The sequence below is a fragment of the Halogeometricum rufum genome, assembly GCF_900112175.1.
Taxonomy (GTDB): domain Archaea; phylum Halobacteriota; class Halobacteria; order Halobacteriales; family Haloferacaceae; genus Halogeometricum; species Halogeometricum rufum.
The window spans coordinates 1,009,697-1,021,583 of sequence record NZ_FOYT01000001.1; the positions used below are offsets into that span (position 1 = coordinate 1,009,697).

Below are 11,887 nucleotides of genomic sequence, written 5' to 3' on the forward strand. Positions count from 1 at the left end.
ATGACGCACGACATCGAGCGGTACCTGAACGTCCGCAGCGCGTACGGCGCGTCGTTCGGTCCCGGCGGCGAACGACTCTCCTTCCTCATGGACACGACGGGCGTCCCGCAGGTCTGGACGGTGGACGGACCGGGGGCGTGGCCGGAGCAGCGGACGTTCTACGACGAACGCGTCACGTTCGCCTCGTGGTCGCCCGAGAACCCCGAACTCGTCTTCGGCATGGACGAGGGCGGCAACGAACGCCAGCAACTCCTCCGCTACGACCCCACCGCCGGCGAAGTGACGAACCTCACCGCGACGCCGGACGCGAAACACCGCTGGGGCGGGTGGAGTCACGACGGCGAGCGGTTCGCGTTCACCTCGAACCGCCGCGACGAGTCCGTCTTCGACGTGTACGTGCAGGGCCGCGAGGAGACGGGCGAGGACGCCGAGTTCGTCCACGAGGGAGACGGCTGGCTGACGCTCGGCGGGTGGTCGCCGGACGACTCCAAACTGCTGGTCGAGGAGGCGTACTCGAACTTCGACCAGGACGTGTCCGTCCTCGACCTGGAGACGGGCGAACTGAGGCACCTCACGCCGCACGAGGGGACGGTCCGGTTCCAGAGCGCCGAGTGGGGGCCGGACGGCGAGAACGTCTACCTCGTCTCCGACCGCGAGAGCGACACGACGGACCTCTGGCGCGTGAACGTCGAGTCCGGCGAGTTCTCGCTCGTCGCCGCGGACGACGAGTGGGAGATAGACGGCGTCGCCGTGGACCACGACTCCCGTCGCGTCGTCTACTCGACGAACGTGGACGGCTACACCGAACTCGTCGTCGGCGAACTCACCGCTCCGGACCGAATCGACGAGTACGCCGTCCCGGACCTGCCGCGGGGCGTCGCCGGCGGCGTCGCCTTCGCGCCCGACGGCGACCGGTTCGCCATCACGGTCACGCGGAGTTCCGACACGGCGAACGTCTACGTCGTCGACGCGAAGACGGGCGAGGCCGAACAGTGGACGCACGCGGCCACCGCGGGCATCCCGCGCGACACGTTCGTCGAACCCGAACTCGTCCACTACCCGACGTTCGACGGGCGCGAGATACCGGCGTTCTTCTCGGTCCCTGACGACACCGCCGACGGGGAGACGCCGGTCATCGTGGACATCCACGGCGGTCCGGAGTCCCAGCGCCGGCCGTCGTTCAACGCGGTCAAGCAGTACTTCCTCGCGAACGGCTACGCCGTCTTCGAACCGAACGTCCGCGGGTCGGCGGGCTACGGGAAGGCGTACGGTCACCTCGACGACGTGGAGAAGCGGATGGACTCGGTGGCCGACGTCCGGGCGGCCGTCGAGTGGTTGCACGACCACCCGTCGGTCGACCCCGACCGAGTCGTCGCGATGGGCGGGTCCTACGGCGGGTTCATGGTGTTGGCGTCGATGACGGAGTACCCCGACCTGTGGGCCGCCGGCATCGACATCGTCGGCATCGCCAACTTCGTCACGTTCCTCGAGAACACCGGCGACTGGCGGCGCGAACTCCGCGAGGCCGAGTACGGGTCGCTCGAGGAGGACCGCGAGTTCCTCGAATCCATCTCGCCCATCAACAACATCGAGAAGATTCGCGCGCCCCTGTTCGTCCTCCACGGCGAGAACGACCCGCGCGTCCCCGTCGGGGAGGCGCACCAGATAGTCGAGGAGGCGGGCGAACACGTTCCCGTCCGCGAACTCATCTTCGAGGACGAGGGTCACGGGTTCACCAAACTGGAGAATCGCATCGAGGCGTACGCGGCAATCGTCGAATTCCTCGACGAACACGTCTGAGACCGCCAGTCTCAGATTCATACGCCGGTTTTCTCCTTCTGTCGTATGAGAATAGGTATAAGTAGGTGCGACAAGGAAGGTTCGTCAGATATGTCACGGGGGGAAGAAGACCGCGGACGCGTCTTGATCGTCGTTTCGGACCGCGACCCGGTTGGAAACGCCGACGACCGCGTCGCGTCCCTCCAGGCGCGGTTGGGGTCCGAAACGGTCGTTCGCCGGGGGGCGACCGCCGTGGAGTACGTCCGCGAACTCGGCCCGACAATCGACTGCGTCGCGGTGTTGGACGACGACCCGTCGCTGGTCGAACTGCTCGCGGGCGTCGAAACCGGCGTCCCGATGCTGGTCTACGGCGAGACGGACGCCGACGTGGACGACGTCGTTCCGCCGTCCGCGGGCGTCGACACCCTCGCCGACTGCATCTCGCGGGAGGTGTCGTCGGACCGCGAACGCAGCGAACTCGTCGAGGCCAACGCGAAGTTGACCGCGCTGAGCCGACACGCGAACGCGATTACGGGGTGTCAGACCGTCGAGGAGGTGTGCGAGCAGACGCTCGACGCCGCGGTGGACGCCCTCGCCTTCACGTTCTGCGTCGTCGCCCTCGTGGAGGGCGACTACATCGTCCCTCGCACGTCGACGCTCCGGGAGGAGAATCAGACCAGTTGCCGACTGGACGAGGGCGTCGCCGGACGCACGCTCCAGACGGGGGAGACACAGCGCGTCGACGACCTGCACGCGGACGAGGACGCGCGGTTCCGCGACACGTTCCGGTCGGTCGTGAGCGTCCCCCTCGGTCAGTACGGCGTGATACAGGTCGTCTCCGACGACGTCGGCCACTTCGGCGAACGGGACGCGGAGTTTCTGGAGATTCTGGCGGGGTACACCACCGAGACGCTCTCCCGTCTCGACAGGGAGTCCGCGCTCAGACAGGAACGCGACAGGCTCCACGCGTTCTTCGAGAGCCTCCCCGTCCCCGCACTCTACGTCGAGGAGGACCCGGTCGTCTCCGACTACGTCCGCTGCGAGACGAACGCCGCCTACGACCGGACGTTCGGGGTCAGTCGGGGGTACGAGCGAGGGACGCTCGATTCGATACTGCCGACGGAGACCGAACGACGACTGTTCGCCGACCACCTCCAGTCCGACGAACCGGTCGTCGGCACCGTCGAGCGCGCGGTTCAGACCGGCGAGACGGAGTCGCTGGACCTCACCATCGTCCCCGTCCCCTCCTCGGGTCCGGTCGGTGCGGTCTACGGCGTCTACAACTGCGAGGAGACGCGCCTCCTGACCTCCTTCGATTCCTCCTGAATTTCCGTTAGAGTCAAAGCGCACGGCGGCGAACGAACGTGCATGAGCGCCGACACGGAACGCGGACAGCAACAGCGGAACATCCGTTGTCTCATCGCCAAGGTCGGACTGGACGGTCACGACAGGGGCGCACACGTCATCGCGCGCGCCTTCCGGGACGCCGGGTTCGAAGTCGTCTACTCCGGACTCCACCGCGCGCCCGACGAAATCGTCCAGGCGGCCGTGCAAGAGGACGTCGACGTGTTGGGCATCTCCATCCTCTCGGGGGCGCACAACACGCTCGTTCCGAAGATAATCGACGGCCTGAAAGAGTACGACGCGTTCGAGGACACGCTCATCCTCGTCGGCGGCATCATCCCCGACGAGGACCGGTCGCAACTGAAGGAGATGGGCGTCTCGGAGGTGTTCGGCCCCGGCACGCCGATGCAGGAGACCATCGAGTTCGTCCGCGAGAACGCCCCGCACCGCGACTGATGGGTCACGCTGAAGACCAGACGGGCGAGACGCGCACCGACGAACTCGTCTCGGACCTCCTGGCCGGGAAGCACCGCGCTCTGGCGCGAGCCATCACGAAGATAGAGAACCGGAGTCCGGGCTACCGCGACCTGGTCTCCCGCCTGCACGCCCACACCGGGGACGCCGACGTCATCGGCATCACGGGCAGTCCCGGCGCGGGCAAGTCGACGCTCGTGGACAAACTGGCGAAGGCGTACCGCGACGCGGGCCTCACGGTGGGCGTCATCGCCGTCGACCCGTCCTCGCCGTACACCGGCGGAGCCGTCCTCGGCGACCGCATCCGCATGGCGTCGAACGTCGGCGACATGGACGTGTTCTTCCGCTCGATGAGCGCGCGGGGCCAACTCGGCGGCCTCTCGACGGCGACGTCGGACGCGGTGAAAGCGCTCGACGCGTTCGGGAAGGACAAGGTAATCGTCGAGACGGTGGGCGCGGGGCAGAACGAGGTGGACATCGTCCGCACCGCCGACACCGTCACCGTCCTCGTCCAACCGGGCAGCGGCGACGACGTGCAGATGCTCAAGGCGGGCATCCTCGAAATCGGCGACGTGTTCGTCGTCAACAAGGCCGACATGGACGGCGTCAACCGCACCGTCGCGGAACTGGAGGAGATGATACACCTCCGCGACAACCCCGGCGCGAAACTCGACGTTGGCCACCACGGCGTCGAGACGGGTCTCCCCGAGGGCGTCTCGGGCGCGAACGGGCGGGACCACGCGGACGGCGACAACGCGGGCGACGGCCACGGGTCGGACGGCGAGGACGACGAGAGCGACGCGGCGACCGAGTGGAAACCGGCCATCGTGGAGACGGTGGCGACCACCGGCGACGGCGTCGAGGAACTCGTCGAGACGCTGGCCGCCCACGCCGACTTCCTCGACCAGTCGGGCATGCGCGCGCAGAAGGCCCGCACGCGCTACGCCGAGGAGATTCGGCAACTCCTCCGCAACGACGCCAACGCGTTGCTGCAGGAGGAACTCGCTCGCCGCGGCGGTGTCGAGTCGCTGGCCGAGGACGTGGCGAACCGGGAGACCGACCCCTACGCCGTCGCGACCGAGGTTTTCGAACCGCTGCGCGACTGCGTCGAGTCGAAGCGAGACGACTGACGCCCGCGGTCGGACGGCGGCGACGAACCGGCATCCCTCGCCGGAACCGCGGCGGTCCCCCGCAGGCTATACTATCGTCGCGTCCGTGTCTCCCGGTATGAAGTTGCGAAACGTCGTCGGTGGCGTCGTCGCCGGTGCCGGTCTGCTCGCCGCGACCAACGCCGCCCTGTCGCGTCGGGCACCGCCACTCGAACCGGCCCTGTCGGGCGACCAGCGGACGTATCGGTGGCGCGGAATCGACGTGCGATACGCCGAGGCGGGCGACGAGGACGACCCGGACCTGCTCCTCCTGCACGGCATCAACGCCGCCGGGTCGAACGGCGAGTTCCGCGAGGTGTTCGACGAACTCGCCGAGGACTACCACGTCGTCGCCCCGGACCTGCCCGGGTTCGGCACGTCCGACCGACCGCAACTCCGCTACTCGGCCGCCCTCTACGAGGACTTCGTCGGCGACTTCGTCTCGGAGTTCGACGACCCCGCCGTCGTCGCCTCCTCGCTGACGGCCGCCTACCTCGTCGGCGCAGACCCGGACGTGTCGCGGATGATCCTGGTCTGCCCCACCGAACGCGGCGGACCGGAACCGAAGCAGTGGCTCCGCGAACTGATTCGCGCGCCCCTCGTCGGCGAGGCGGTGTTCAACCTCCTCGGGTCGAAGCCGTCGATTCGGTACTTCAACGCCGACCACGGCTACGCCGACCCGACCCGAGTGTCCGAGGAGTGGACCGACTACGAGTGGCTGACCGCCCACCAGCAGAACGCCCGCTTCGCACCGGCGTCGTTCATCAGCGGCTACCTCAACTCCGAGGTGGACCTCGAAACCGCACTCGCCGACGTGGACGTGCCGGTGACGCTGGTGTGGGGTCGCGACTCGGACCTCGTTCCGCTGAAGCGCGGGCGCGAACTCGCCGAGGCGGCCGACTGCAGACTCGTCGTCTTCGACGACGCCAAACTCCTGCCGCACGTGGAGTTCCCCGAACAGTTCCTCGAGACGGTCAGAGAGGACGTGGGCGTCCCGGCCTGACGCCGCCGCGTCCCGTCCCGCCCCGTTCCACCCCGTCCCGTTCTCCTCCCCGCTCCTCGCGTTCGCGTTCGTCAGCGCGGTCGGAACACGAGCATCGTGTCGCCCGTGTCCGGGTTCTCAGCGGTGTCGACTCCGACCGACGTGCCCACCGACGGGTCCGGTTCGTCGTCGTCCAGTACGCCGCGCAGGACGCCCGTGAGGCGGACGGCGTCGAACGACGCGACGGCCGTGACGTACGGCGTCTGACTCTCGAAGTCCGGACCGGCGACGTGAATCTCCGAGAACGTCTCGACGGTGCCCGATTCGGGGAGGGGCGTCTCCGTCAACTCGGTCGCCCCGCACTGCGGACACGTCCGCCGCGGCGGCAGCGACCCGTGGCCCTCCGGGCAGGCGAGGTAGTAGCCCTCGCCCGCGCCGACGGCCGCCAGCCACTCGTCGTAGCCGCTGTCGGTCATTCGACCACCTCCAGCACGTGGACGACGGCGCTGGCGACGGTGCCGCCCGCGTTGTGGGTGACGCCGACGCGCGGGTCCGACAGCGCGTCGCTGTTGGCGTGGTCGCCGCGGAGCAGTTTCGTCATCTCGACGATCTGCGCGCCGCCGGTGGCGCCGACCGGGTGGCCCTTCGCCTTCAGACCGCCCGAGAGGTTGACCGGCAGGTCGCCGTCCCGAGTCGTCTCCCCTTCGCGGGCCGCAGAGATGGCCTCGCCCTCCTCGAACAGGCCGAGCGACTCCAGCGCCATCACCTCGGCGATGGTGAAGCAGTCGTGCACTTCGGCGACGTCCACGTCGTCGGGGGCGACGCCGGCGTCCGCGTAGGCCGCCTCGGCCGCCGCGTCCGCGGCGGGCGTCCGCGCGAGGGCGTCGCGGTCCTGCAGGGCGAGGTTGTCGCCGCCCTGTCCGCTGCCGGTGACGGCGACGGGCGCGTCCAGTCCGTGCTCCTCGGCGTAGTCGTCGCTGACGAGGACGACGGCGCTCGCGCCGTCGGTGATGGGGCAGGCGTCGAACAGGTGGAGAGGCGTCGCGACGGGTTGGCTCTCCATCGCCTCCGCGACGGTTATCTCGCGGCGGTACTGCGCGTACTCGTTCGGGACGGCGTTCGCGTGGTTCTTCACCGCGACGTGCGCCAAGTCCTCGCGGGAGCCGCCGTACTCCTCGAAGTACGCCCGAGCCATCAGGGCGTACGCCCCGGGGAACGTCATCCCCGCCCGCACCTCGAACAGTTCGTCGGCGGCGATGGCCAGCGACTCGGTGACTTCGGTCGTCGGGAGGTTCGTCATGCGCTCCATCCCGCCGGCGAGGACCACGTCGTGTTCGCCCGCGCGGATGGCGTGGACGGCCTGTCTGACCGCCACGCCGGCCGAGGCGCACGCCGACTCGTGTCGGGTCGCGGGACAGTCCAGACCGGCAGCCTCCGCCATCAGCGGTCCCTGATGGCCCTGTCGCTCCGCGAGCGACCCCATGAAGTTGCCGTAGTGGAGGGCCTCGTACGCGTCGCGCGCGACACCGGCCTCCTCGCGCGCCGCGAGAGCGGCCTCTGCGAACAGGTCGCGGCCCGTTCGCTCGGGCTGTCGCCCGAACGGGGTGAGGCCGACGCCGGCGATTCGTACGTCGTTCATGGATAATTGTACGGGTAAAGAGGCGTATGAAGGTGCCGGAATCGGTGGGTTTCGACGCCCGACCGGGACGCCGGGTCGCGAGCGACGAATCCGGCGGCCCGCGGGGGGCACCGTAACGTTCAGTGAGCGGACGCGAGAGATGGGGGTATGACAGACTGGATCGGCGAGACGTTCACCAGCGACTTCGGATGGAACCACCTCGAGTCCCTCGTGGACGTCGGCGACCGGATGGCCGGGTCGCCGGGCGAACGCGAGGCGATGGAACTGACCCGCGACGCACTCGAACGGGCGGGCGCGCGCGACGCCCGCATCGACCCCTTCGAGATTCAGGGGTGGGAACGCGGCGACAGTCGCCTGTACGCGGGCGAGACGACGCAGGACTGCATCGCTCTCCCGCGCAGTCCGTCCGACGCTGCCACCGGGGAGTTCGTGGACCTCGGCTACGGTCTCCCGGAGGACTTCGAGGACGACCTGTCGGGGAAGGTGGTGATGGTGTCCTCGACCGTCCCCGACCACTACGAGCGGTTCATCCACCGCCGAGAGAAGTACTACCACGCCGTCGAGGCCGGCGCCGAGGCGTTCGTCTTCGCCAACCACGTCGAGGGATGTCTGCCACCGACGGGGAGCGTCGGCACCGAGGACGCCCCCGTCGGCGACATCCCCGCCGTCGGCGTCAGCAAGGAGGTCGGCGCCCGTCTCGTCCGCCGCTTCGAGGGCGATGAGGTGACCGTCGAGGTCGACTGCGAGACGCCGGACGCCGACAGCGGCAACGTCCACGCCGAACTCGGCCCCGACACCGAGGAGGAACTCCTCGTCACCAGCCACCTCGACGCGCACGACATCGCCGAGGGCGCGTGGGACAACGGGTCGGGCACCGCGATGGTGGTCGAACTCGCGCGCGTCCTCGCCGAACGCGAGGACGAACTCGACACGCGCGTCCGCTTCGTCGCCTTCGGCGCGGAGGAGGTCGGCCTCGTCGGCTCTGAGCACGAGGTGGACCGCCTCGGCGACGACAGGGAGCAGATCAAGGCCGTCGTCAACGGCGACGGCGTCGTCTTCGGTCGGACGCTGAAGTTCAACACCCACGGCTTCGACGAACTCGAAGCGGCGGCCGAGTCGGTCGCTGACCGGTTCGACCACCCCGTCTCCGTCGTCCCCGACCTGGTCCCGCACAGCGACCACTGGCCGTTCGTCCAGTGGGGCGTGCCGGGCTACATGGTCTCCTGCGAGACGGAGGGGCGCGGCCGCGGGTGGGGGCACACGTTCGCCGACACGTTCGACAAACTGGAGGTGCGGAACCTCCGCGAACAGGCGATTCTGCTCGCCGAACTCGTCGTGACGCTCGCCGACGCGGACACGGAGACCCACCACAAGGCGGAGGCGGATATCATCGAAGCGCTGGAGGACGAGGACCTCGCGGCGGGGATGAAGATAACGGGCGACTGGCCCTACTGACGGCGGAATCGGCCGGCGGCGGTGAACCGCCGGGTCTTTTACCGCCCCGAGCGTACCCCCGCCCCATGTGTGAGCGCGGGAACCGGGGGCCCGGAGTGTGAGCGGCGACGCACCCGTCGTCGTCGTTCGCGGCGACGACGCGGACGCGAGCGCAGTCGCCGAGTCCGTGACGGCGGCCGGCGGCGTCGTGGTCGACGGGAGCGACGGCGGGACGCCCGCCGCGGACGCGTCCGACGCCGACGCCGTCCTCGCGGTGGGCGAACCGTCGCTGTTCGCGTTCGCCGACGAGGTCCCTCCCGCGCCGATTCTCCCCGTCGCCTGCGGCGTCGGCCGGTCGCTCTCCCGCGCGGACGTCGCCGCGGCGGTCAGAGCGCTCCGGACGGGAGCGACGCGAACGGTCGAACACCCGCTCCTCACGGTCACCGTCGACGGTGCCCCCGTCGGGTCCGCGCTCGCGGACGTGACGCTGATGACGGACGAACCGGCGCGCATCTCCGAGTACGCCGTCTCGACGCCCGCGGAACACGTCGGGACGTTCCGCGCCGACGGCGTCGTCGTCGCGACGCCCCTCGGCAGTACCGGCTACGCGCACGCCGCCGGCGGGCCGATTCTCGCGCCCGGGACGGGCGTCGTCGCCGTCCCCATCGCGCCGTACACGACCCTGACGGAGTCGTGGGTGCGGCAACTCCCCGTCACGCTCTCCGTCGAACGGGACGAGACGGACGTCTCGCTCATCCTCGACGACGAAGCCGTCGCCGACGTGCCCCCGCACGCGGCCGTCGAACTCGCGGCCGACGGCACGCGGCCGTTCCTGCGACTGACCGAGGGAGCGAGCGACGCCGCGTAGCCGTCGCTCACAACCGAGTCGTCACGATTGCGTCGTCTGGCGAGCCTCGCGACGCGAGTTCGGACGGGGCGACGACGCCGGACTCGTTCGAGGCGGCGTCGGACGCGCTGAGACGTTCGAAGCGAGAGAGCGAGAAGAGGGGGCGGCCGTTCAGACGACGAGGTTCCAGTAGTCCGCGACGAGGAAGAACAGGCTCTGGTACGCGGCGTACATGAGGACGAGGACGGACGCGCCCAGCGCCGCCTTGGGTCGTTCGAGGTCGAGCGACTTCGAGCGCGCCTCGACCTGACGCGACTCGAACTCGAAGACGTCGGCGAGGAACAGACCCAGCACGAGGACGGACAGCACCGTCCCCGCGTGGGGTTCGAGGAGCAACAGCGCGAACGACGCGAACACGAGCAGCAGCGTCGAGGCCGTGTGCGGGAGGTACCGTGAGAGCGTCTCGTCGTCGTCGTCTCTGACCTGCTTGACGTGCGAGCGGTGCGCGAGCAGACGCGTCACGATGTTGACGAGGACGAGGCCCAAGATGACGTACTTGAGCACCGGTTCGACGGCCTCCAGCGCGTCGAGCGGAACGAGGAACTGTAACGGTTGCATACTTCACCCTCGGTGTAGGACTCATTAGAGTTTTTCCAATCCGACGCGCCGTCTGGGGGCGGCGGCGGGGCTGTCGGTCGGCGAGAGAACCCGGCCGGCGAGCGACCGGCGAAGAAGTCGCGGTCCGTCTACGCGCGCCGCTCTCTGAGCGCTTCGCGGGTCTGTCGGAAGACGGGGATGAGAACCCAAAACGTGAGCGCGCCGAGGAGGGCGAACCAGAACAGCCCGTCCATCAGGAGGACGCCGATAGAGTCGAACAGGGTACCGCCCGAGGTGACCGGCTCGATGAGCTGTCTGCTCGTCTCGAAACTGCTCGTTCGGTACCAGCCCGCGAGCACCATCCAGCCGAGTCCGGCGGCGGTGAAGATACCGAGTCCCTTGATGAACTCGTCAGCCATTGTTATTCTGAGTCTTCGTCGGAGTCCTCTTGAGACTTTCCCATTCCGCGAGCGCGGAACCGCGTTCCGAGCGTGTACACGCCCGCGCCGAATCCGATGACGGCGAGGCCGACGATAGCGAGGGCGGTACTCACGACGCCGTCCGCGACGGAGACGCCGAGCACGGAGAGGCCACCGGTGACGATGGACCCGAGGAAGCTCACGTTCAGCGTCGCCGCGTCGAGGAGCATGAACCCGAAGACGACGCTGACGACGGCGATGAGCGTCGAGAACACCGTCACGGTCTTGTAGAGTCGCATCGGGACGACGACGTCGCGCCGGCCGCGCTCCGTGCCGTCTCGCTGTGTAGATTCGGCGCCCGTCGTCCCGTCTCCGTCGGTCATCGGCGAGAGTTAGGGTGGGAAGGAAAAGGGCTTTTCCGTGTGCCGGCGTCGCGTCCGCGACCGGTCAGCGGCTCACTTCGGCGGGCGGAGGCGGTAGTACCGGCGGTTCAGGTCGTACATGTACCCCTCGCGCATCGTCTTCAGCACCGCGTAGGTGACGACGCCGCCGACGATGGGCGCGAGGAACGTCAGGTCGAACAGCGTGTCGACGTTCCCGGGGTAGAGGTTCTTGACCGCGAGGATGCTGATGGTGAACGCGAACAGGACGCCGCCGACGCCGACGGCGGCCCAGAACGGTTCCTCGACCGGTCGTCGCGCGCTCCCCTTGTTGAGGAACGGCACCATCGCGATGACGCCGACGACGATGATGTTCGCCACGACGCCGTACGTACGGTCGGCCAGCAGTTTGGTCCCGCCGAGGATGCTCAGGTCGGGGTTCAGCGGACCCAGCTTGAGCAGTCCGAACGACCAGTAGAGATACCAGTCGGGCAGGATGATGGCCGGCGTCGAACTCGGGTTCGCGGGCGGGCCGATGTGCGGCGGGAGCGTCGCCGAGAGGAACAGAATCATCCCCACGAAGAAGCTCGTGATGGCGAGGTTGCGGATTATCTCGTGCGGCCACGTCGGGAACGCGAGCACGTCGCGCTCGACGTAGTCGGACTCCTGCCGCAGGTCCTGGTCTTCGCGCCGGGAGCGCTCGAAGTACTCGTAGGTGAGGCGGGAGAGGCCGACGGAGCGCTCCTTGCGCTCGCGCCACGTCGGCGTCTCGTCGTCCGGCGCGACGATGCCACTGCCGTCGGTCTGAATCTCGTCGTCGGTTGGGTCTGTTTCCGTCATTGTT

General features: G+C 68.8%; 13 protein-coding genes. 7 read left to right on the plus strand and 6 right to left on the minus strand.

Features of this window, described 5'->3' with window-relative positions; all coding sequences use genetic code 11:
* The 5 genes from BM310_RS05290 to BM310_RS05310 all read left to right on the plus strand — a co-directional run bounded on the left by BM310_RS05290 (position 1) and on the right by BM310_RS05310 (position 5,748).
* Positions 1-1,800, plus strand: a complete 1,800-nt coding sequence (locus tag BM310_RS05290) for a S9 family peptidase (protein ID WP_089805287.1) — start codon at positions 1-3, stop codon at positions 1,798-1,800.
* A gap of 90 nt (positions 1,801-1,890) precedes the next feature.
* Complete coding sequence (locus BM310_RS05295; RefSeq protein ID WP_089805288.1) at positions 1,891-3,105, plus strand: GAF domain-containing protein; 1,215 nt, start codon at positions 1,891-1,893, stop codon at positions 3,103-3,105.
* 42 nt (positions 3,106-3,147) lie between these two features.
* The gene (locus tag BM310_RS05300) at positions 3,148-3,579 is read left to right on the plus strand and encodes a cobalamin B12-binding domain-containing protein (RefSeq protein ID WP_089805290.1); all 432 of its coding nucleotides are present in this window, start codon (positions 3,148-3,150) and stop codon (positions 3,577-3,579) included.
* A complete protein-coding gene (gene meaB / locus BM310_RS05305; RefSeq protein ID WP_089805292.1) occupies positions 3,579-4,727 on the plus strand; it encodes a methylmalonyl Co-A mutase-associated GTPase MeaB in 1,149 nt (382 codons plus the stop codon). Before BM310_RS05300 ends, meaB begins: the two co-directional genes overlap by 1 nt.
* 97 nt (positions 4,728-4,824) lie before the next feature.
* Positions 4,825-5,748, plus strand: a complete 924-nt coding sequence (locus BM310_RS05310) for an alpha/beta fold hydrolase (RefSeq protein WP_089805294.1) — start codon at positions 4,825-4,827, stop codon at positions 5,746-5,748.
* Positions 5,749-5,819: 71 nt separating this feature from the next.
* Here the strand turns inward: BM310_RS05310 and BM310_RS05315 are convergent, their stop codons facing one another.
* On the minus strand, positions 5,820-6,203 hold the full coding sequence (locus BM310_RS05315; RefSeq protein ID WP_089805296.1) for a Zn-ribbon domain-containing OB-fold protein: 384 nt from the start codon (positions 6,201-6,203) through the stop codon (positions 5,820-5,822).
* Entirely contained in the window at positions 6,200-7,366 is a 1,167-nt protein-coding gene (locus tag BM310_RS05320) for a thiolase domain-containing protein (protein ID WP_089805298.1), read from the minus strand. Before BM310_RS05320 ends, BM310_RS05315 begins: the two co-directional genes overlap by 4 nt.
* Before the next feature lie 147 nt (positions 7,367-7,513).
* Between BM310_RS05320 and BM310_RS05325 the strand changes: the two genes are divergently transcribed.
* Together BM310_RS05325 and BM310_RS05330 are read left to right on the plus strand one after the other, a co-directional pair.
* The gene (locus BM310_RS05325; RefSeq protein ID WP_089805299.1) at positions 7,514-8,821 is read left to right on the plus strand and encodes a M28 family peptidase; all 1,308 of its coding nucleotides are present in this window, start codon (positions 7,514-7,516) and stop codon (positions 8,819-8,821) included.
* Between the two features lie 97 nt (positions 8,822-8,918).
* On the plus strand, positions 8,919-9,668 hold the full coding sequence (locus BM310_RS05330; RefSeq protein ID WP_089805301.1) for an NAD(+)/NADH kinase: 750 nt from the start codon (positions 8,919-8,921) through the stop codon (positions 9,666-9,668).
* A gap of 150 nt (positions 9,669-9,818) precedes the next feature.
* Here BM310_RS05330 and BM310_RS05335 read toward each other — a convergent pair whose 3' ends face one another.
* The 4 genes from BM310_RS05335 to BM310_RS05350 all read right to left on the minus strand — a co-directional run bounded on the left by BM310_RS05335 (position 9,819) and on the right by BM310_RS05350 (position 11,883).
* Positions 9,819-10,265, minus strand: a complete 447-nt coding sequence (locus tag BM310_RS05335) for a DUF7313 family protein (protein ID WP_089805303.1) — start codon at positions 10,263-10,265, stop codon at positions 9,819-9,821.
* 128 nt (positions 10,266-10,393) lie between these two features.
* A complete protein-coding gene (locus tag BM310_RS05340; protein WP_089805305.1) occupies positions 10,394-10,663 on the minus strand; it encodes a DUF7314 family protein in 270 nt (89 codons plus the stop codon).
* 2 nt (positions 10,664-10,665) lie between these two features.
* Positions 10,666-11,046 carry a DUF7315 family membrane protein gene (locus BM310_RS05345; RefSeq protein ID WP_089805307.1) on the minus strand — a complete coding sequence of 127 codons (381 nt, stop codon included), beginning with the start codon at positions 11,044-11,046 and terminating at the stop codon, positions 10,666-10,668.
* Between the two features lie 72 nt (positions 11,047-11,118).
* Positions 11,119-11,883: a cytochrome b family protein gene (locus BM310_RS05350; RefSeq protein WP_089805309.1), complete on the minus strand. Its 765-nt coding sequence runs from the start codon at positions 11,881-11,883 to the stop codon at positions 11,119-11,121.
* Between the last annotated feature and the right edge of the window lie 4 nt (positions 11,884-11,887).